Raw genomic sequence first — 21212 nt, 5'->3', positions numbered from 1 at the left:
GGCCGCGCTTAATGGGATGGCCCCCGCGACGCGACTTTGGCAGCATGGCGCCCGATGCGAACCACCTCCTTGCTCGTGCTCCTTTCCCTCGTGGCCGCCTGCGACAAGACCCCCGCGCTTGCCGATCCTGCTGGCCCTTCGGCCGTTGGGAGCGGGAAGGGGAGCGCGCCCGCGGCGACCAACGCGGCGACCGCGGCCCTGACGCCGCCGCCCGGTGAGGTCGCCCCCGTCGCGAGCGCCAACGCGCTCCCGGCGCCTGCGGACGTTGCCGCCCCGCCGGCGACGGCGAAGAAGACCGCGACGGGGCTCAGCTCCGTGGTGCTCACGCCGGGCAAAGGCAAGGAGAGCCCGTCCCCGTCCGACAAGGTGAAGGTGCACTACACCGGCTGGACCAAGGCCGGCGCGATGTTCGACAGCTCCGTGACGCGCGGCGAGCCCGCCACGTTCCGCGTGAGCGAGGTCATTCCCGGATGGACCGAAGGCCTTCAGCTCATGGTCGCCGGTGAAAAGCGTCGCTTCTGGATCCCCGCGGCGCTCGCGTATGGCGAGAAGCCCCGAATGATGGGCGCGCCGGCCGGCGATCTCGTCTTCGATGTCGAGCTCATCGAAATCACCGTCGGCCCGAAACCGCCCGCGACCCCGGAGGACGTGAAGGCCGCGCCGGCGACCGCGAAGAAGACCGCTTCGGGTCTCCAGTACCGCGTGCTGAAGGCCGGCACCGGCAAGAAGAAGCCAGCGGCCACGGACCGCGTCACCGTTCACTACTCAGGCTGGACGCCCGACGGCAAGATGTTCGACAGCTCCGTCACGCGCGGTGAGCCAACGACCTTCGGCTTGAGCAACGTCATCAAAGGCTGGACGGAGGGCGTGCAGCTCATGGTCGAGGGCGAGAAGACGCGCTTCTGGATTCCCGGCGAGCTCGCCTACGGCGAGAAGCCCACGCGTCCCGGGGCCCCGGCTGGCATGCTCGTCTTCGACGTGGAGCTTGTCTCCATCGGGGCGCCTTCACCCGGCGGCTCGCCGCACTGACGCGCGAGTGCGGGGGCGCCGGTGCTGCACGATGAGGCAAGACGCGGCCGCTCGAATTGCCTGAACGAAGGGCAATTTGAACGGCACACGCGTTGCCTGGGCATGGGCCATGGCAATCTTCGCACTCGACGTCGCGCACCTTCATCTCTGCGTCGGCGGCGTCGCCATCAGCGATGACCCCTTCTTCGCCAGTCAGGACGGCGGAGGCGGCGGCGGCTACGACGGCGGTGGCTACGACGGCGGCGGCTACGACGGTGGCGGCTACGCCGGCGGCGGCTACGACGGCGGCGGCTACGACGGCGGCGGCTACGACGGCGGCGGCTACGACGGTGGCGGGCCCTCCGTCGAAGACCTGATCCAAGACATGTCGCCGGGCGAGCGAGATCGTTGGCCGACGGAGGCCGACGTCGACACGACGGGCGTCGAAGTTCGCGAGCTGTCCGCTCAAGAACGTTTCGATCAGCAGGTCGACCTCATCCAGAACTACCGAGACGCCGCCAGCCAGCCCGAGCTCGTGCAAGGCGACATTGCCAATTGCTACGCGGTCGCCGCCATAAACTCTGTCGCGCAGACGCCGGAGGGGCAGGCACACCTCGCGAGCCTGGTGACCCCGCTCGGCAACGGAGTCTACAACGTGACCCTCCAGGGGGTCGACGGCCCGACGACCGTCGGCGTGGTGTTGAACGACGGCGAGGTCTTCGGCAGCGGGCCCGACTTCATGATGGCGATTGAAAAGGCCATCGTTTACTCGAACAACGCCGACGGGCTGACGGGGGTCCTTCGCGATGAGGGCGGCAATGCCGGCATGGCCCTCGCGCAGCTCGGGCTGAACTATGTGTTCGCGGGGGACTCGCCCTCGCCCGACGCCGTTGCCGTCGCCCAGGTCTATGGACAGGACGGACACGCGTATGCGGTGGGCGGAACCCTTGTCGACCCCGCAGGGAACACCGTCATCGTGCCGCTTAACCCTTGGGGCGTTGATCAGATTGCGCCCGTCTCCGCCAGCAGCGCCTACATCTACACGGCAACGCTGGACTCCGGTGATGGGGCGCCGCTCGACGCGGGCGGGCCCTGACGCTGCTCCCGCGTTCGACCGCCGTAGAAGCCCTCACTTCACTGCGTCGGTGCAGCAGCGCACGCCTTCCTGGTAGAAGACGTGCGTCTCGCCGTGGGCGCGCGTCGAGGGCCGACAGCGCGTGCGCACCGGACCCCAATAGCCGCCCTTCAAGATCGACGGGCGGCCTGGCAAGACCGAGCGCGTCCACTCGTCGACGTTGCCGACCATGTCGTAGACGCCGAAGGGTGAGCGGCACTTTGGCTGCGCGCCTGATGGGAGTCCCTGCCACAGGCCGTCGAGCTCGCGCCTCGTCTGCTCGCTGCCGCGACCGTGCTTGATCCACGTGCCGGCGAAGGGGCGCCACGGCCGATCGACGAGGCAGGCGTCGGCGTCGCGCGTGTAGCCGTAGGGGTAAGGGACGGCTTCTTCGCCTTCGCAGGCGAAGGTCCACTCGTCTTCGGTGCAGAGGCGCTTCTTCTCTTGCTTGCAGAGTGCACCGGCTTCGTTCCAGTCGAGCAAGATGACGGGGTATTCGCCCTTGCGATTGGGGTACTCGAAGCGATCGATGCAGAAGGCCATCTCGCGCGTCTTGACGTCCTTTGAGAGCGCGAGCCACTTGTCGCGGTCGAACTCGGCGCAGCGCTCCGGGAACGTGCGCGAGATCCATTTCTTGCACGTCGTCTGTTGGAGGCCGTCGCCGTTGGGCATGAGCTTGAACTGGCCGCGCACCTCGACCATGCCCTCGGTGCACTTGCCGCGGTTGCCCTCGCGGGCGTCGGTGGTGGCCGGCGCTTCGCCGGGGTCGCTCTTGACCTGCCAGTGTTTGCCGGCCACGAAACGCCACTCGCGGACCGCGGGAGCGTCGCCGAGGGCCGTGGTGGTAAGCGACGCGCTCGTAACGAGCACCCCAATGCCGACCGGTACCAAGACAGCTCTTCGGTGGGCCGCAAACGCAGGCCGTACGAACGAAGTCCTTGCGTCGCCTTCGGCCATCGGGGCGACTCTAGCGCAAGGTGCGGGCCGCGGTGGTCGTGAGGAGTGGTCGAATCAGGCGATTTCTCAGGGACTAGTTCGCCGCGTCCCTTGAACGACCAAGGTCCCGTGCCAGACCTCTCGCATGCGTGCGCTCGTTGGCATCCTGTCCCTTTCGCTCCTCGCATGCTCTGCCGCAGGCCGCGGCGTCGGCTCTTCGGCCGCCGATGCCGCGGCGCCTACCGCGGCGGACGCCGGGGCGTCGTCGCGCCCCAAGGATGCCGACGCCGCCGCAGCGTTCGACCCCGACGCCGACGCCCCGCAGGGGTGCGAGCGCGACCTCGAGGTCGGCGCGCTGACGCTCTCGTCAAACACCTGTTTCGTGAACGAGCACGTTGAGAATCAGTCCGGCAAGCTGCGGTTCCCCTGCAAGGGCGGCGACGCGAGTGTCGAGTTCGCGGGCAAGACGTTTGAGGGCACCGTGAAGGGCGACGTCATCAGCCTCCGCCTCGTCGAGCCGTTCATGTTCAACGCGTGCCAATGGCAGAGCACCGAGACCATCAAGGGCGACTTGTCGACGAACACCCTCGTTTACACCTACGTCGAGAAGAAGCTCGCCAACTGCACCGATACACCGTGCACCGCGGACGGCGATCTCGCCGTCTCGAGCGGTGCCGTCGTCGTCGTGAAGTAGCGTCCGCCGATGGGGCGTCGCCGCGAACCGGCCTGGCTGCATTTTTTCGAGGTGCTGGCCCAAAACCCTCGTACTCTCCCTGCGCTCTGCGGGGGGCAGGCCTTCGCGAGCCAGGGGAGAGGCTCATGAAGGATCAGAAAAACCCGCGCTCGCGGTTCGCCCGCATCGGCTTGCCAGTCATCGGTACGGCGCTCTACGCCACCCTGCTGTTCCAGGCGGGCTGCCCCGACGACGACAGCAACAACTTCGCCGACGCGGCCGCGCCGACGGCGACGACGACAAACACGAACCCGGCAGCGACAACGACAACGACGATCCCGACCCCGACCCCCGATGCGCAAGTCGTCGCGCTCGACGTCTGCTGGAAGGCGGCCTCGGGCAAGTCCTACTCATCGTCCGGTCCGGCGAACTGCGGCATCCTGAGCACTCAGATCTCGACGCCGGGTGATGTCATCACGGCCGCGCCCCTCGGGCAGAACGCATCGGTGGCGTGGACGGCCAAGGCGGGGGCCCCGGCGCAGGCGACGGCTACGGGCCTGACGATCTTCGACGCCGGCAGCCACACCTGTACGCTCAAGTGCATCGCGCTGGAAGCCGGCGCGCCGCTCCTCAACCTCGAATGCACAAACCCCGGCGGTGGATTCTGCGGACAGGCCCTCGAGAGTTTCTGACCCGTGCGTATGGGGCGCGCCTTCGCCGCCGTCGCACTCGCCGTGCACCGGGTGAAGGCGCTTTGTTTTCGCGCTCGCTCGTCACTACTCGGCGCTCTACCTGGTGAGCGGCGTCCGCGATCCCGGCGCCGCTGACGGTCACTACGCGTTCCTCTATGCGCGCTCGCTGGCCTTCGACGGCGACCTCGACTTCCGAAACGACTACGCGCTCTGCGGCGACCCTTACGCGCAAGGTGTCGACCGCGGCGTCGGGCGCGTAGACAACCCGGCGTACGCCGGGCCCGCGCTCGTGTGGACGCCGCTCCTGCTTGCGGCGCGCGTCTTCGTCCCCGTCGCCAAGGACGCGCCCCTCGCGGTCCGGGCTGGGTGTCGCGGCCCCATCGCGCGCTTCGCCCTCGCGTCGGCCTTGCCGCTCGCCGCGCTCTCGATCGCTCTCGCGTTCAGCGTTGCGCGGCGATGGGCGAGCGTCGGCGCATCGTTCGTGGCGGCGGTGCTCTTCGCGACGGCGAGTAGCTTGCCGCAATACGCGAGCGTCTTCGTCTCGAATTCCCACGCCTTCGAGTGCTTCTTCGCGGCCGCGGTCCTCTGGGCCTCGTTCTGGGCGGGCGACGGCGAGGCGCTTGGCCGCTGGTGGGTTGTCGCCCTGGCGCTCGCTGCGCTGACGTTGCATCGGATGCCCGACGCCGCGTACGCGTGCATCCCCCTTGTGGTGATCCTGAGCGGCTCCGCGCCACCGGCGCGCAAGCTGGCCCTTGCTGCGGTCGTCGCGTCGGGGGCGCTCTTGGGGCTCGGCGCTACGCTTCTCCTCTACCGGTATCTCTACGGCTCGCCCTTCGTCCTGCCACAAGGACGCCACTTCGTGCACCTCGCGCATGCACACCCTTGGCTCCTGCTCTTCGCGCCGCAAGGCGGTTTGCTCTTCGCAACGCCCGTCGCCTACCTCGCCCTTTTTGGCATCGCCCTGGGTCGCCGCGAGCCACGTCACCGCCCCTTTGCGCTGGCCGGCGCGCTCGTCGTTGGCGCGTGCCTCTTCGTCGCGTCGTCGCCTCTCGACTGGCACGCCAAGGCAACCTTCGGGGCGCGTCGTCTTGTGGTGCTCGTGCCTCTGTTCGTCGTCTTCGGGGCTCTCGCGCTCGATGCCCTCGCGGCGCGCGTGCCGTCCACCCTTCGCGCCGCTCTTCCCGTCACCTCCGTCGGTGCCGTTCTCCTCTTCGGAGTGCCCGTGCTCTTCGCCGTCGCGGGAACGACCCAGGGTAAGACGCCTCTCGATGCAGCGCCGCTGCGCATCGCCTCCGCGGGCGCCGCCTATCGCGCCGTCGCGGCCATCGGTGACGTCGCGGTGCTGCCGGCGAAGGTCGTCTACGCGACGCGCTTCGGCATGCCTATGGCGTCCTTCGGGCTCGCCACGACGGATCTCCACTACCGGCGCTCGTACCGCGATCTCTCCTGGGAGCCGAACACGCTATCCTTCACGCACCCGTCGCTCGTCGCCGCCTCGCGCGGCACCGCGGCGAGGTCCGACGGTCTCCTCCTCGTTGCTCCCGAGGCGGTCGTCGTTTGGACCGCCGGCTGGCCCTTCGCCGACCGCGCGACGCTGGCGCTGCATGCCGATGGCGAAGGCTCGCTTCGCGTCTCGTTGGGCTCGTTCTTCGGTCGCTGCGATCTCGGCGAGCGCCGCTTCGCCGTCGGCAAAAGCGTCGTCGCTTTTGCCTTGCCGCCAGGCTGCTTCGATTCGGGCCTCGTCGAACTCGGCTTTCGCGCTGACCCGAGCGCGGCCGTCACCCTCGAACGCATGACGCTCGACGATAGCCGTGCGCTTCCGCCACCCTTCTGACAAGATCGGACCTGCTCTTCCATGAGGGTCCTCGTCACCGGTGGCGCCGGGTTCATCGGTTCTAATTTCTTGAACGCGTCGGTGCCGAGGCGCCGAGAACACGACTTCATCAACGTCGACTGCTTGTCGTACGCGGCAAACCCAAAGAGCCTCGAGCCGATCGCGGGCGCGCCCAACTATCGCTTCGTGGAGGGGAACATCGCCGACTTCGCCTTCGTTGACGCGCTCTTTGAGCGCGAGCGGCCGGAACTCGTGGTGCACCTCGCCGCCGAGACCCACGTGGACCGGAGCATCTTCGGACCGCGCGACTTTGTCACCTCGAACGTCGTGGGCACGGCGTCGCTCTTGGAAGCCTGTCGCAAGCACTGGCGCCCCGGCGTCGGTGTCTTTCATCACGTCACCACCGACGAGGTCTACGGGCCCGCGGCAGCTGGCACCAAGACGACCGAGTCGTCGCCCTACGCTCCGCAGAATCCCTACGCCGCGACGAAGGCCGCCAGCGACCATCTCGTCCGCGCCTACGCGGCGACGTACGGGTTGTCGGTGCGCATCACGACGTCGACCAACAACTTCGGCCCGCGGCAACACCCCGAGAAGCTGGTGCCGTTGGTCATCGCCAACGCCCTCGTGGGCAAGGCGGTGCCGATCTACGGAGACGGCAAGCAGGTGCGCGATTGGATCTACGTGGACGATCATTGCGACGCGCTGTGGGCGGTCATCGAGAAGGGGCGGCCCGGCGAGACCTACGGCGTCGGTGCCGAGCGCGAGCTCGCGAACCTCGACATGGTGCGGCGCGTCCTCGGCGCGCTGGCCCTGGAGATGGGACGGCCGCAAGAGGCCTTCGAGCACCTCCTGACGTTCGTCGCCGATCGACCGGCGCACGATCGCCGCTACGCGACGGACGCGAGCAAGCTCGCGCGAGAGTGTGGATTTACCTGCAAACACTCGCTCGACGAAGGGCTCAAGAAGACCGTGCGCTTCTACCTCGACGATGCCGCCTGGCTATCGGCGGCGAAGAGCGGCGCGTACGCTGCGTGGATCGAAGAGAACTATGGGAAAAGGCACTGACAAGGGCATCGTCTTCGCCGGCGGTTCAGGCACGCGCTTGCACCCGCTGACTTTGGCTGTGAACAAGCAGCTCACGCCGGTCTTCGACAAGCCCATGGTCTACTACCCGCTCGCCGTGCTCATGCTGGCGGGCATTCGCAACGTTCACGTCATCTCCACACCGCACGACGTCCCGCTCTTCGAGAGGCTCCTCGGCGACGGCAGTCAGTGGGGCATGACGCTCTCGTACGGTGTGCAAGAGGAGCCGGGAGGGATCGCGCAGGCCTTCTCCATCGCAAGCGAGTTCATCGCCGGCGAGCGGGTGGCGTTGGTCCTCGGTGACAACGTCTTTTATGGCCACGGGCTCCACGGTCTCCTGATGGATTGCGCCGCACGCACCGAGGGCACGACCGTCTTCGGTTATTACGTGCGCGATCCGGAGCGTTATGGCGTCGCCGAGCTCGACGCCGCTGGCCGCGTCGTGGGACTCGAGGAGAAGCCGCGTGCCCCCAAGTCGAGCTACGCCGTTCCCGGGCTCTACTTCTACGACGAGCACGCGACGGCGTTGGCCGCGACGCTCACGCCGTCGGCCCGTGGCGAGCTCGAGATCACCGATCTCAATCGGCTCTACCTCGAGCGCGGGTCGCTGCACTTCGAGAAGCTCGGGCGGGGCATCGCTTGGCTCGACACAGGCACGCCGGAGGCGCTCCTTCAGGCCAGCCAGTTCATCTTCGCGATTCAGAGCCGGCAGGGGCTCCAGGTGTCTTGCCCCGAAGAAATCGCCTTTCGCAAAGGCTGGATCGACGAGGCGTCGCTCCGGCGCCTCGGCGAGCGCCTCGAAAAGACGGCCTACGGCCAATACCTCTTGGGATTGCTCGCGGGATGAAACACGCGGCGACGCAAGGGCAAAGGACGGGCGGCGCCTTCCGGGCGCTAAGCCTCGCCGGCGTCTACGATCGGCTGCAAGACGCGCTCGGCGCCGACGGCGCCCGACGTCGCGTCGCCCAGAGCTACGTGCTCGCTGCGGCCCGCCGCGGCGCCGAGCTTCGCGTCCTCGACGTCGGCTGCGGCACGGGGGCTCTTTTCCCGCACCTCAAGGGCGTTGCCTACGTCGGCGTGGACGCCAACGAGCGATACCTCGCGCGGGCGCGCGCGCGCTTCGGCAAAGGTGCCACGTTCCGCCTCGTCGACGTCGCTCGTCCCGATTGGAGCGCCGCCGCTGGTCTCGGCGACGCGCTCTTCGATGTCGTGGTGCTGACGGGGCTCCTCCACCACCTCGGTGACGCGAGCGCGACGCGGCTCTTTCACGATGTCGCCCCGCTGCTCGCGCCGGAGGGCCGCGTCGTGACCCTCGACGGGACGATCACGTCGGACACCAAGCCCGCGGGCGCCCTCCTCGCGCGATGGGATCGCGGCCTTCACGTGCGCGCGCCCGAGGAGTACCGTCGCCTCGCGGCGCCGTCCTTCGGCCGCGTCGACGTTCACATTCACCATGACTTGCTCCGTGTCCCCTACAGTCACGTGCTCCTCGAGGCCTCGATGCCCTTCCGTCGAGCCGGTGCCCCATGACCGATCGTCACCCGAGCTCAAAGGTGCCCCTCGCCGTCCCGTTTCATCGGCCCAGTCTCGCCGAAGGCGAGCTCGAGAACGTGCGGCAAGTGCTGGCCTCGGGCCACCTCGCGCGCGACGGCGCCTTCAGCCGGCGCTGCGCCGAGTGGCTCGTTCGGCAAACGGGCGCGGCCCACGCGATGCTCACGCACTCCTGCACCGGCGCCCTCGAGCTCGCCGCGATCCTCTCCGGCGTGGGCCCCGGCGACGAGGTCATCTTGCCGTCGTTCACGTTCACGTCGACGGCGAACGCCTTCGTTCTGCGGGGGGCGACGCCCGTGTTTGTCGACATTCGAAGCGACACGCTGAACCTCGACGAGCGCCTCGTGGAGGCCGCCATCACGAGCCGTACCCGGGTCATCGTGCCCGTCCACTACGCGGGCGTCGCCTGCGAGATGGATGCGCTGCTCGCGCTCGCCAAGAGTCGCGGGCTCTTCGTCGTCGAGGATGCAGCGCAAGGGATCCTCGCGAGCTACAAAGGGCGAGCTCTGGGGACGCTCGGCGACGCCGGGGCTTTCAGCTTCCACGAGACCAAGAACGTGGTGTCCGGGGAGGGGGGCGCGCTCTTCGTCCGCGACGCCCTGAAGGCGCGAGCCGCCATCGTTCGTGACGTGGGGACCAACCGCGGGGCCTTCGCCGCCGGTGAGGTCGATCGCTACACGTGGCTCGACGTGGGCGGGTCCTTCGGCCCCGGCGAGCTCATCGCCGCGTGCCTCTTGGCCCAGCTCGAGCGCGCCGAAGCGCTCGTGGCGTCGCGGCTTCGGCTGTGGCAGCGGTACATGACCGCCTTTGCTGACGCTGAGGCGCGGGAGTGGTTGCGGCGGCCGGTGGTCCCTCCCGGCTGCGTCCACAACGGCCACATCTTCTACGTCGTCTTGCGCGACGCGCTCCGTCGTGACGCGCTCCTCGCGCGGCTCCGGGCCCGCGGCATCGGCGCCGCGTTCCACTACGTGCCGCTCCATTCGTCGCCGGCGGGCCTGCGCTTCGGTCGCACCGCTGGCAGCTTGACCGTGACCGACACGGCGAGCGCGAGTCTCGTTCGCTTGCCGCTCTACTCCGACATGGAAGATGGGCTTGTCGACGACGTCGTGACGGCGGTGACCGAGGCGTTAGGCGACCCTTGACGACGGGCGGGCTTCTCTTGCGAATTCGAGCGCCGGCCTTCGCGCTCTTCGTGCTGCTCTTGGGGGTCTACGCCTACTTCTACCAAGCGGGAGGGTGGAACCAGAATTCACGTTTCGATCTCGTGCGCGCCGTCGTGGAGGAGCGGACCCTCGTCATCGATCGCTACGAGAAGAACACCGGCGACGACTCCATTCGCAACGGTCACTACTACTGCGACAAGGCGCCGGGCGCGTCGCTGCTTTGCATCCCGGCTTACGCCGCCGTCTTCACGCTCGCCGGCGCGCCCAGGCCCGTCCCGCCCGGCACGCTCGCCTGGGGCGCCTGGCTGTCGATCGTCTTTGCCATCGGCGTGCCTTCGGCCATCGCCTCGACGTTCCTCGCGCGCGCCGCGCGCGGCCTCGGAATGCGCCCTGGCGAGAGCATCGTCTTGGCACTCGCGTGGAGCCTCGCGTCGATGGCGCTTCCCTATTCGACGCTGCTCTACGGCAACCAGCTGTCGGCCTCGGCGACCATCGTCTCCTTTGCGCTCCTCATCGAGCTCAAACACGGGCCGCCGCGCGGGACTTCTTCTCAGCGGCTTCGTCTCGCGGCTGTCGGTGCGCTGCTCGGCTTCGCCGTTGCGACGGAGTATCCAGCCGCGCTCATCGGCATTCCCGTCGGGCTCTACGGCCTTCACGTGGCGGGCGTCCGCGCAGCGCTCTTCGCTGGGGTCGGAGCCCTCGTCCCGGTATCGCTTCTCCTCGCCTACCACGCCGTCGCCTTCGGCAGCCCGCTGGCGTTTCCCTATGACTTCTCCGTTTGGCAGACGCCGCACACCGGTTGGTTCATGGGCATCGGGAAGCCGAACTTCGTCTCACTTCGGAACATCCTCGTGGGTGAGTACCGGGGCCTCGTCTCGACGGCGCCCTGGCTCGCCCTCGCCGTGCCCGGCGCCCTCGTCCTCTGGAGAAGCCGTCGCGCTGAGGTGCTCGTCGCGACCGCGGCGGTCTACCTCTTCTTGTGGCTCAACGCGTCCATTCCGCCTTGGGACGGCGGCTGGGCCGCGGGGCCGCGATACCTCGTTCCCATGTTGCCCTTCGCCGCGCTCTTGGCCGGCGGCTCCATCGTGGAGATATCGGCGCGACTGGCTGCGCCGGAGCGAGGCGAGCGGGCCGCGGGGCTCGTGCTCTCGCTGGGCCTGGCGGGACTCGTGCTCTACGGCGCCGCGAACATGTTCGCCGCTACCGCCGTCAAGCCCGAGATTCCCACCGGACACAAGCGGCCCTACGGGGAGTTCATCTGGCCGCAGTTTCGCAAGGGACAGCTCAGCGTGTCGACGCAGAGCATCGACATGCTCGACAACCCGCCGAACGCGCCTCGGCAGGCGTGGAACCTCGGACACAAGGCGGGACTCGAGGGCCACCTGTCGCTCTTGCCGCTGGGACTGTGGGTCGCAGTCTGCGGCGCTTGGCTCGCCGTGAGCTTGCGACGCGAGCGTCGTCGGAGCGCGTGATGATGGCCCACCGGCTTCGCGCCGCCGCGCTCTTTCAGAGCACCCGCGGTCGCCGAGTCCTCTTCATCCTCGCGACGACGCTTGTGCTCGGGGTCCTCTTCGCCGTGGGCAAGGAGCCGCGAGGCCCGACGGCGCGCCTCGATAGTGATGCGTATTACATGTATTTGCCGCTGGCCTCGCTCGCCACCGACGGCGACCTGGACTTTTCGAACCAATACGCCGCTTACGGCAACTGGTACGGCTTTGGTCCAACGCCGGCGGGTCGCCCGGGAAACGTGTTCGGCGTCGGACCGGCGGTCTTTGCGGCGCCGCTCTTCGCCGTGGGTCGCCTCGTCGCGTTCGCCGCCAATGCCGGCTTGCGCGACGACTTCTCGCGACCCGAAATCGTTGCCACGCTCTTCGCGTCGGTCCTCGCCTCCGTCTTCGCGATGGTCTTCGCGTCGCGGTTCATTCGTCGGCGCCTCGGCCCGCGCGCCTCGGGAGACGCGCTGGCGCTCCTGACGCTCCTCGCCGGGCCCGTCTTCTATTACGCGGTCCGGCAGCCTGGCTACGCGCATCCCTTCGGCTCGCTCTTCGCGGCCTGGCTCGTGGACCACTGGGATGAGAGCTACGAGCAAGAAGGGCCGCGTCGCCTTGCCACATGGCTCGGCCTTGGCGCGCTCTTCGGCGCGGTCGTCTTGGCGCGACCTCAGCTCGCGACGTGGGTCGTGTTGCCGATCGCTGCGGCCGTGGATGACGCGCGGCGTGTTCGCTCGGCGCTCGAGTGGCGCCGACTCGCGCTGGGCATCCTTGGCGCGGCCCTGGTGGCGACGTTGGTGTTTGCGCCGCAGCTCTTGGCGTGGCGGGTCGTCTACGGCTCGGCCTTCCTGATCCCCCAGGGGCAGGGCTTCATGCGTTGGCGCGAGCCGGCCATGAGCGAGGCCTTGTTCTCGGCGCGCAACGGCCTCCTCGCATGGGCGCCGTTCTACGCCATCGGGCTCGCGGGCCTCGTCCTCGAGCTTCGGTCGCGCGCCGGCATCGTTCTGGCGACGGCGCTCCTCCTACAGATCTTCGTCAACGGCGCCGCGTGGGATTGGTGGGGCGGGGGAGCCTTCGGAGGGCGGCGCTTCTGTTCGACGTACGTCGTCTTTGCCTTCGGTGCGGCGGCCCTTTGGCGGCGCTTGCGGCCCCCGGGCGGCTTCGACATCGTGTCGCTGAGGACGCAGTTCGCGCTCTTGCCAACGGCGGCTATCGCCGCCGGCAACGTCGCTCTCGCGTGGAGCTACGCGTCGAGCACGGTTCGCATCCACGGCGGCGAAGCGCCGTCGGCGATCATGCGAGAGCGCATCGGGCCGCGTGTCGGTGGCGTTCTGGCTGCCTCCTCGGACGCGGTCATGGCGCTCCCGCGAGCAGCCTTCGCGATTCGCCATGGGGCCTCGTTTTCGGCCTACGACGCGGTTGTCGGGGTCTACCTTTTGGATGAGCTCTTCCCGGGGCTCAACATCCGCGAGGCGCCGAGCCGCGCGGAGCTCGTCTTTGGCCACGGTCGCGTGCCGCCCTACGCGTTGGGATTCGCGCCGGCAGCCGAGGGGCTGATGCTCGCGGCGAGCGGAGCTGCCCACGGCGACCTTCTCTTGTCGCTCAACGAACGACGTTCACGTGTGCGCGTCGAGCTGTCCGCGAGCGGGCCCGTCGACCTCTTATGGCGCGGGCGGCCGCTCGCGCTGACACCCGATGGGCGAGACGGCGTCGCGACGGCGGAGGTCTCGGAGCTAGCCCGCGGCGTCAACGTCCTCACGGTGCGTCGGCGCGGGGAGGCGGCGGTGACCCTTCATCGCCTCCGGCTCGCCGCCCTCGATTGACGAGGCTCCTGAGCCTTCTTTCGGTGTATGAACGGTCCGTGAGCGCGCGCCGCTTCTCCGCCTCGACTTGGGCGCTGCCGCTGCTCGCGTCGATCGCGCTCGTGGTGCACGCGCAGATCTTCGACTTCGTCTGCGACGACGCGTTCATCGCGCTCCGGCAAGCGCAGAACCTCGCGCTTCACGGTGCGCCCGTCTACAACCTCGGCGAGCGAGTCGAGGCGGCGACGAGCCCGCTCTGGGCGGCGCTCTTGGCGCTCGGTCTCCTCCTCCGCATCCCGCCGGTGCCTCTGCTTCAAGGCGCGAGCCTCGCCGGGGGCGTGCTCCTCGTCTTTGCGACCTGGCACCTCGTGCGGCGCGTGCTGCCGGAGCGCCTCTTTGCCCAAGCCTTCGCCCTCGCCGCGCTGGTGAGCGCCGCTCCCGTGGCCGCCTGGAGCATCGGCGGCCTCGAGACGGCGCTCGCCGCGGCCGCCATCACGAGCGCCCTCGCGCAGGTCGACGTGGTGGAACGTTCGCCCTCTCCCCGCGCCGCGACGCTGCTCGGCGCCACGCTCGGCCTCGGCGCGCTCGTGCGCCTCGAGGTGTTGCTCCTGACGGTGCTCGTCTTGCTCTTCCTGCGCCGCATCGACGGAAAGCTGCTCCGCCGCGTCGCGTGGCTCGCCTTCGCGCCGATCGCGCTCTTCACGGTCTTCCGCGTGGCATATTACGGCCTGCCGCTCCCGCACACGTTCTACGCGAAGACCGCCGGCTCGGCCGGTTCGCGGGTGAAACACGGCTTCGGCTACGGCTATTTCTGCATCGGTGAGCTTGGCTTCTTCCTCTCGCTGCTGCTCGTCGCGAGTCCATTCCTTGTGGCACGGTCCGCCGCCCTCTGGACGGCGCGGGCCTTCGTGCCGCTCTACGTAGCCTACGTGATCGAGATCGGTGGTGACTTCCTCGACCTGTACCGCTTCTTCGTCCCGCTCTTCCCGATGCTCTTCGTCACCTTCACGGCGGCGGCGTCGCGGGCCTTCGATCGCTACAGCGCGTCAAACGCGGTGCGCCTCGTCGTGGGCGTCTTGGCGTTCGTTCCACATGCGTCGAAGCAGCTCTCGCTCGGCGCCCGCGCACTCGCGGTGCAAGACGTATCGCGCGCCAAGCTCGGCATCGAGCCCATCGGTTGGACCAAGCGCGCGGCCGTTGAGTGGTCGCTCGTGGGGGCGTGGCTCAAGGGCGCCGCCTTGCCGGGCGACACGCTCGCGACGGGCGCGGCGGGCGCGATGCCGTTCTTCTCCGGCCTCCCGAACTTCGACCTCCTGGGCTTGGCCGCGCCCGAGGTGGCGCGCTCTGGCAAGCGTCTGGGCATTCGTCCGGGCCACGCGCGCTACGCCACGTGGGAGCAGATCAAGGCGCACAATCCCGCGTTCCTCTACATCGAGTGGCGTCCCGGCGAGCGCGCCGGGTGGGAGGAGCGCGGGTACGTATGGATCCGCGTTCGCACCGACGGCTTTCTGACGACGCTCCTCGTTCGCGCCGACCGCGCCGAGCGCGTGCTCCAGCGCCCCGACGTGGAGCCGCTGCCCAAGTAGCCATGGATCGCGCCCGTCTCCCGCTCCGGCTCGTCGCGTGCTTCAGCCTCGTCTTTGTGGTCGGGGTGCTCGCCATCGCGTGGCGCCGCCTCGCCTTTCCCTACGACGTCGAATGGATGGAGGGCGGCGTCTTGATGCAGGCGGAGCGCCTCGCGCGGGGGGCGAGCGCCTATCCGCCGCCGAGCGCCACCTACGTTCCGTACCTGTATCCGCCGCTCTATTCGTGGGTCGTCGCGGCCCTTGGCAACGTGACCGGCGGCATCTCTTACGCGCTGGCGCGCGGCGTGTCGGCGTTCGCGAGCGCCCTCACCGCCGCGCTCGCGCTTCGCGTGGTCCTTCGCCACACGGCGCGATGGGAGTTCGCGCTCCTCACGGTCGGCTTGTGCGCAGCGCTCTACAGCTTCGCCGGTTCGTTCCACGACCTGGTGCGGCCCGACGCGTTGGCCATGGCGCTCTGCATGACGGCGGCGGTCCTCGCGGAGCGAGGCTCCACGTGGCGCCTCGCCCTCGCGGGGGCGCTGGTCGCGGCCGCTTGTTTCGCCAAGCAGACGTCCTTCGTCATCGGACTCGGCGTCCTGATGGCGGTCCACTTGACGCGCGATCGGCGGGCCCTCGCCGTCGTCGCCTCGGCGGCCCTCGTCACGGGGCTCTTGGCCTTCGCGTGGTGGGAGTCCGCGACCGGGGGGCTCTTCTCGTTCTACGTCGTCAAGGGGCACCAGGCGCACCGCTTCTACCGAGACAACTTCGGGTTCTTCTTCTACCGAGACGCGCTGCACCTCGCTCCGTTGCTGCTGGTCGTGCCGCTCGTGTGGTTGTGGCGCGCCAAGCTCTCTCCCGCGCTCCCGTGGCTCCTGCTCGCGCACCTTGGCGCGACGGTCGTCCAACGGTTCGTCGCGACATCGGACCTGCCGCACATGTACTTCCGCGATCTCTGGTACCCGCACCGTGCGTGGGGCGTCGTCCCCGTGGCTCTGCTCCTCGTCATGGGGTTAGCGGCACGCGGCGCGGGAGCGAGCGGCGAAGCTGCCCTCTCGCCGGCGTCGCGCTACTGGGGCTCGCTCTTCGTCGCCGCCATGCTCGCGTCGGCGACGGGGCACGCGACGCAATGGGCCTTCAAGAACTCGCTCCTTCCCCTCGCGACCTTGGGCGTGCCCTTTGTCCTCGTCGCCGCCCATGAGCTCGTCGCGGCGGGCGCTCCGCGCGTCAGCGCCCAGGTGGCGTTGGCCTTCGCGATTCAGTTCGCCATGCTCGCGGAAAACCCAGCGCACCTCACCCCGTCGGCCGGCGATCGCGCCGCATGGGACGCGCTCAAGCTTCGGCTCGCGAAGGTCGCCGGTGCGACCATGGTCTTGGGGCACCCGCGGCTGTCCTTCGAGCTGGGCCAGGGCGAGCACCTGCACGGCATGGGCATCGCCGACCTGGCGAGCATGGGTGGGGTCCCCGATCTCGAAGGGCGCCTCGCGCGTCACGAGTGGGCGGCCATCGTCATCGACGTGGACGACGGCATGGGCGTCCCGCCGGTCGTCGCGCGCTACTATCGACGAAGCGAGTCCTTGGGTGGTCCGCCCATGAAGACCGGCACGCTGTGCCGCGCCGGCGAGCTTTGGATCCCACGCTGAGCCCCGTGCGCGTTGCACAAGAGCGCTACGGCTCGTAAGTCGTCGTGACGTAGCTCCACATCTCGCTTCGTACTGGCTCTTTCGTCTGCGAGAAGTTCTCGAAGCGCGAGAGGGCGAGCGCGCCCAAGACCAGCGCGAGGGCGAGGTGTCCGAGACGCGCGCCGGTGCGGTGCAGCCCCCACGTGATGGCCGCCCCGATGGTCAGGTAGAGCGGCAAGAGCGAAGCGAGGCCGCGAAGGCCTAGGGCCGTGCCGATGGAGTGGGGCGCGTGCCCCTCGCGGAGGAGCCGCACGGAGATCTCGAAGACGGGGTTCGCGAACTGCGTCGGCCAGTGCGGGTAGGTCGTCGCCGCGAGCACGTTCACGAGGACGGCGGCGAAGATGGTGGCAAGCGCGGGCACCCAGAGTTCGTCGTGTTTGCGGCAGACGGCGAGGCCTGCCGCCGCGAGCCACCCAAAAAATGGGATCGCCACGGCGATGTAGCGCGGACCCACTGACCAACCGGCGCGCCCGAACTCCGGCGCCAAGGAGCCCACGAAGGCCAGGTACGTAAGGCCGATGGCCGACGCCACGAGCGCCTCGGCGCCGATGCGCGCCCTGAGTTCACGACTCCGTGCGATGGCAACGGCACCCACCACGGAGAAGAGCACCCACGGCGAGAACACCAAAAGGCCGTTGTTGCCTCGCGTGAAGAGCTGCGTGACGGCCTTGGCAGACGGGCCCACGATCCCCATGAAGCCCACGCGGTTGGCTTCGTCGACCGAGTAGGCGTAGCCGGTTCGGAAGGGCGAGCCGAAACACGCCTGGTGGTAGAAGCCGAGGGCCACGAGAAAAGGAAGTGCGCCCAAGGCCATGCCGACGACCGCTCGGAGGCGGGCGCCTCTAGGGCTCTTCGCCAGCACGAAGACCCCGATGAAGAAGGCCGCGAAGATCGCTTGGTACTCGACGAACATCGCGAGGCCCAAGGCTGCGCCGATGAGCAAGCTGCCGCGCCATCGCGTGGGCGCTGGGCTGTGCGCCTCATCGCTCGCGACGACGAACGCGGCGCCGACGGCGACGGCCGCCGGCACATGCGACATGAAGAGCAGGGCGTAAGGAAAAGCCAGTGAGCCGAAGGCGTAGGCGATGAGCGCCGCGTCTCTGGCGGCGTCGCTGTCTGGCGCGAACCGCCCCGCCATGCGCCGAAAGAGGCCGAGGAATAGGACCGCCGGCAGCGTCACCATCGTGACGCGAAGCAACCACGTCGTCAGCGCCATCGATGGCGTCCCGCCGAACGCTCGCGCCACCACCGCGACGGGCCAGTAGACCGCCGTCGCGAGGATCGTCAGGCCTGGGGCCTTGTTTTGGTATTGGCGTCCCGCCGGGGTCGTCGAAATGTCTGCGCGCGAGCCAAGCTCGTCGAGGCGTTCGTTTAGCTGGAACGTGCCCTTGTGAACGATCTCTTGGGTCGTCAGGACCCGCGGCAATTCGTTGGCGTGCTTGAGCTTGGGGAAGTAGGGAAAGGCGTAGAGGTGCAGCGCCATCAGGACGACGATGCACACGGAGAGGCGCGTCCGCGGCCCCGCCCCTTCGAGGCGCGCTCTGCCCTGGCCTTCGGAGGTCTCCGTCATGGGCGCCGTAGGATAGACTCTCGCGCCGCGTGCGTGTGTCGATCCTGATCCCGGTTTTCCAAGAAGAGGCGTACGTCGCTGAGACGCTTCGTCGTGTCTTCGCCTGCCCCACGGAGCGCGTCGGGTTTGAACGCGAGGTGTTGCTCTGCGACGACGGCTCGACGGACGGCACCGCTCGGGCCATCGCCGACGTCGCCAGGTTGGTGCCCGACCTTCGCGTGATGTCCCACGAGAAGAATCGCGGAAAGGGCGCTGCCATTCGCACACTTCTGCCCCACGCGACCGGCGACTGCGTGCTCATCCAAGACGCCGATCTCGAATACGACGCCGATGACGCGCTCGCGCTCCTCTCGGCGTTCGCCGAAGGCCATCCCGCGGTGTACGGGAGTCGATTCTTGGAGCAACCCTGGCCCGAGGGCATGTTGCCGACCAATCTCGTCGCCAATCGCGTGCTCACGGCGACCGCCAACGCCCTCTATGGGCATCGCATCACCGACGAGGCGACGTGCCTGAAGCTCGTCCAGACGTCCGTGCTCCGCTCCATGAACCTCACGTGCGAGCGTTTCGAGTTTTGTCCCGAGGTCACGGCCAAGCTGGGGCGCATGGACGTGCCCATCGTCGAGGTGCCCGTTCGCTACCGAGCGCGGCGCGCGGCGCAAGGCAAGAAGATCACTTGGAAGGACGGCTTTGAAGCCATGCGTGTGCTCGTTCGGCATCGCTTCGAGGCGTTCCCGTGAGACCGCTCACGCGCGCCGGCATCGCCGTCGCTGCGGCTCTCCTCCTGGCCTTCGCCGTTCAGTGCGCCTGGTTCGTCTGGGCGAACAGCCCAACCTACGACGAGGGCCTCACGCTCGTCTCCGGCGAGCTCCTGTGGCGCGGCGGGCCCGACGTGAACGGCGAACACCCGCCGCTGGCGCGAAGGCTGGCGTCCTTGCCGATCCATCTCCTTCGCGACCCGCGCATCGACCTCGACCTCTGGCACGCACGCCGCGAGAGCCCCTTCGGCCTCGGTCAGATGTTCCTCTACGAAGGTGGCGTTCCCCACAGCGAGCTCCTCACGCTCGGCCGCGCTCCCATGGTCGTGCTCGCGCTCTTGCTCGTCGGCCTCACGGGACTCTTCGCCTGGCGTCTCTTCGGGGCGCGCGCCGGCCTCCTCGCCCTCGCCCTCGTGTGCTTCGACCCGAACCTCGTGGCCCACGGGTCCATCGCGTCGCACGACGGTCCGCTGGCGCTGTTCTCCACGGCGGCGCTCTTCGCGACGGCCGAGTTCCTCCTCCGTCCACGCCTTGTGGTGCTGGCCGTCGTGGGCGTCCTCTCGGGCCTCGCGCTGGTCACGAAGTTTTCCGGCGTGCTCGTCTTGGGCGGCGTTGGGCTGGCCCTCCTCGCTCACGCCTTCGTCGTCGGGGGCACGCCCGTTGTCTGGATGGATCGGCCAGCACCGGTGTCGCGCCTCGGCAGCGTCGTCTCCGCGGCGCTCAACGCCTTCTTCGCGTTGGCCCTCGCGCTCCTCGTCGTGCGACTCGCCTACGGGACGCGGGGCTACGAGCCCTATTGGCATGGCCTCCGCGCTCAGTGGCTCCACCAGTCCCACGGCCATCCGGCCTATTTTCTGGGAGAGGTCTCGCGCCAGGGCTGGCGAGCGTATTTTCCTGTCGCGATCCTCGTGAAGGCGCCACCCTTGCTGCTCGTCTTGGCGGCGGTCTCGTTGTGCTTGCCGAAGCGCCTCATGGCGCACGGGCGAGCCTTTGCGTGGCCTCCGGCATTGCCCATCGTCGTCCTCGTGCTGCCGGTGGCGCTCTGGGTCGTCGCGCTCGTCTTCGCGAAGGTGGCCATTGGCGTGCGCTACGCGCTCCCGATCTTCCCGCTCTTGGCCGTTGTGGCGAGCCGCGTGGCCGTCGCAGCACCGACACGTCCGCTGGTCGCGGCGTTGTCGTTGGGGCTCTTGCACCACGCGTCGGCGGCCGCTCGCATCGCGCCCCACTCGCTCGCCTTTTTCTCCGACGCCATCGGAGGCCCCGCGCGTGGTCACCTCTATCTCAGCGACTCGAACCTCGATTGGGGACAAGACCTGACGGGCCTCGCCCAATGGTCGCGCCGCGCGAACCCCGCGGAGCTCATGGTCGCGTATTTCGGAACGGCCTCGCCGGATGCCCATGGCCTCACCTCCTGGCGGCCCGCGCCCCACTCCTGTCCGCACCCGGCGCGACGAAGGGACCGGAGGGACGAGGCCCCGCAAACCGCGTCGCCGGGCGCCGGCGACTACCTGGCGATCAGCCGAATGCACCTGCACGGTGCCTTTTTTCCGGACCCGCGCGCGTACCGGTTTCTCGAGGGGCGTCGGCCGGTGGCGGAGCTCGGGCACTCCATCGTCGTCTACGATCTCACCGGCGACGCGGCGGCCTACCGCGCCCTCGCGGAGCTCGCGAGCCTCTACGGGCCCCGCCGAATTTGCGCCGTGGGCGCTCGCCCAGGCGAGAAAATACGAACAAAATCCAAAACCTTGAGCGTGGCGGTGGCTCTGCTAAGCTGTCGTCTCCGATGCCGTCGAAGCCCGCCTCCAAGAAGCCCCGTTCGCGCACCCTGGTCTTGCTCATCTCATCGGGCCTGTGGCTGATGTACTTCGACCTGCTTACGTCGATGCCGGGTTGTTCCTCCTCCGATCCGCAGGCCGAGGCTGTCGATGCGGCGCCGGACCCGAACCGCGCGGACAGCGCTTCGGTTGCAGAGGGCGACTCCGCCGTGGTGACCGACGCTCCCTTGGGCACCGACGCGCCGCTGGCCGCCGATGCGCCGGGCTCCGATGGCAACGCCGCGAACGACAGCGCCGCCGCCACCGACGCGCTCCTCGACGCGGGCGCCGTCGACGCCCCCTACGCAGACGCCGACTTCCTCGATGCGCCGCTCGCTCCGGACGCCTCGTTCCTCGATGCGCCGCAGCAGCCGATGCCCGACAGTTCCTTCGTCGATGGGCCGCAGAACCCGATGCCCGACGGTTCGTTCATCGACGCCCCGCCCGACGCCTAGTCGCGCTCCAATCCGCGCCAAGGTG

18 protein-coding genes are annotated in these 21212 nt (G+C 68.9%); 16 read left to right on the top strand and 2 right to left on the bottom strand.

The features are described 5' to 3' along the window. The first annotated feature begins 54 nt into the window (after positions 1-54). Both IPG50_13660 and IPG50_13655 read left to right on the top strand, forming a co-directional pair. The gene (locus IPG50_13660; protein ID MBK6693233.1) at positions 55-1029 is read left to right on the top strand and encodes an FKBP-type peptidyl-prolyl cis-trans isomerase; all 975 of its coding nucleotides are present in this window, start codon (positions 55-57) and stop codon (positions 1027-1029) included. 109 nt (positions 1030-1138) lie between these two features. Then, positions 1139-2104, top strand: a complete 966-nt coding sequence (locus IPG50_13655; protein ID MBK6693232.1) for a hypothetical protein — start codon at positions 1139-1141, stop codon at positions 2102-2104. Positions 2105-2137: 33 nt separating this feature from the next. On the opposite strand, the gene IPG50_13650 is transcribed toward IPG50_13655, so the two are convergent. Beyond that, a complete protein-coding gene (locus IPG50_13650) occupies positions 2138-3079 on the bottom strand; it encodes an SUMF1/EgtB/PvdO family nonheme iron enzyme (GenBank protein ID MBK6693231.1) in 942 nt (313 codons plus the stop codon). Between the two features lie 124 nt (positions 3080-3203). On the opposite strand from IPG50_13650, the gene IPG50_13645 reads away from it, so the two are divergent. From IPG50_13645 to IPG50_13595, 11 genes are all read left to right on the top strand, one after another. Further along, a complete protein-coding gene (locus IPG50_13645) occupies positions 3204-3752 on the top strand; it encodes a hypothetical protein (GenBank protein MBK6693230.1) in 549 nt (182 codons plus the stop codon). Between the two features lie 125 nt (positions 3753-3877). Beyond that, complete coding sequence (locus IPG50_13640; GenBank protein MBK6693229.1) at positions 3878-4423, top strand: hypothetical protein; 546 nt, start codon at positions 3878-3880, stop codon at positions 4421-4423. Between the two features lie 103 nt (positions 4424-4526). Then, complete coding sequence (locus tag IPG50_13635) at positions 4527-6257, top strand: hypothetical protein (protein MBK6693228.1); 1731 nt, start codon at positions 4527-4529, stop codon at positions 6255-6257. A 21-nt stretch (positions 6258-6278) separates the two neighbouring features. Beyond that, positions 6279-7325: a dTDP-glucose 4,6-dehydratase gene (gene rfbB, locus IPG50_13630; GenBank protein ID MBK6693227.1), complete on the top strand. Its 1047-nt coding sequence runs from the start codon at positions 6279-6281 to the stop codon at positions 7323-7325. Then, the gene (rfbA, locus tag IPG50_13625; GenBank protein ID MBK6693226.1) at positions 7309-8190 is read left to right on the top strand and encodes a glucose-1-phosphate thymidylyltransferase RfbA; all 882 of its coding nucleotides are present in this window, start codon (positions 7309-7311) and stop codon (positions 8188-8190) included. Before rfbB ends, rfbA begins: the two co-directional genes overlap by 17 nt. Next, positions 8187-8873 carry a class I SAM-dependent methyltransferase gene (locus IPG50_13620; GenBank protein ID MBK6693225.1) on the top strand — a complete coding sequence of 229 codons (687 nt, stop codon included), beginning with the start codon at positions 8187-8189 and terminating at the stop codon, positions 8871-8873. Before rfbA ends, IPG50_13620 begins: the two co-directional genes overlap by 4 nt. Next, positions 8870-10036: a dTDP-4-amino-4,6-dideoxygalactose transaminase gene (rffA, locus tag IPG50_13615; protein MBK6693224.1), complete on the top strand. Its 1167-nt coding sequence runs from the start codon at positions 8870-8872 to the stop codon at positions 10034-10036. Before IPG50_13620 ends, rffA begins: the two co-directional genes overlap by 4 nt. Continuing rightward, a complete protein-coding gene (locus IPG50_13610; GenBank protein MBK6693223.1) occupies positions 10033-11529 on the top strand; it encodes a hypothetical protein in 1497 nt (498 codons plus the stop codon). Before rffA ends, IPG50_13610 begins: the two co-directional genes overlap by 4 nt. Continuing rightward, positions 11529-13370 carry a hypothetical protein gene (locus IPG50_13605; GenBank protein ID MBK6693222.1) on the top strand — a complete coding sequence of 614 codons (1842 nt, stop codon included), beginning with the start codon at positions 11529-11531 and terminating at the stop codon, positions 13368-13370. The genes IPG50_13610 and IPG50_13605 overlap by 1 nt, the downstream gene beginning before the upstream one ends. A gap of 38 nt (positions 13371-13408) precedes the next feature. Beyond that, positions 13409-14935 (top strand): hypothetical protein, encoded by a 1527-nt coding sequence (locus tag IPG50_13600; protein ID MBK6693221.1) that lies wholly within the window; start codon positions 13409-13411, stop codon positions 14933-14935. A gap of 2 nt (positions 14936-14937) precedes the next feature. Beyond that, complete coding sequence (locus IPG50_13595; GenBank protein ID MBK6693220.1) at positions 14938-16554, top strand: DUF2029 domain-containing protein; 1617 nt, start codon at positions 14938-14940, stop codon at positions 16552-16554. Positions 16555-16579: 25 nt separating this feature from the next. Here the strand turns inward: IPG50_13595 and IPG50_13590 are convergent, their stop codons facing one another. Then, entirely contained in the window at positions 16580-18163 is a 1584-nt protein-coding gene (locus tag IPG50_13590; GenBank protein ID MBK6693219.1) for a hypothetical protein, read from the bottom strand. Positions 18164-18192: 29 nt separating this feature from the next. On the opposite strand from IPG50_13590, the gene IPG50_13585 reads away from it, so the two are divergent. From IPG50_13585 to IPG50_13575, 3 genes are read left to right on the top strand one after another with little or no spacing between them, the layout of a single operon-like run. Further along, a complete protein-coding gene (locus tag IPG50_13585; protein MBK6693218.1) occupies positions 18193-18900 on the top strand; it encodes a glycosyltransferase family 2 protein in 708 nt (235 codons plus the stop codon). Then, positions 18897-20777 (top strand): phospholipid carrier-dependent glycosyltransferase, encoded by a 1881-nt coding sequence (locus tag IPG50_13580; GenBank protein ID MBK6693217.1) that lies wholly within the window; start codon positions 18897-18899, stop codon positions 20775-20777. Before IPG50_13585 ends, IPG50_13580 begins: the two co-directional genes overlap by 4 nt. Further along, positions 20702-21187 (top strand): hypothetical protein, encoded by a 486-nt coding sequence (locus IPG50_13575; GenBank protein ID MBK6693216.1) that lies wholly within the window; start codon positions 20702-20704, stop codon positions 21185-21187. Before IPG50_13580 ends, IPG50_13575 begins: the two co-directional genes overlap by 76 nt. The last annotated feature ends 25 nt before the right edge of the window (positions 21188-21212 follow it).

Source organism: Myxococcales bacterium (assembly GCA_016703425.1).
Lineage (GTDB): Bacteria > Myxococcota_A > Polyangia > Polyangiales > Polyangiaceae > JADJCA01.
The sequence above is the reverse complement of the archived record's forward strand: the minus strand, read 5'-3'. Positions and strand labels throughout refer to the sequence as shown.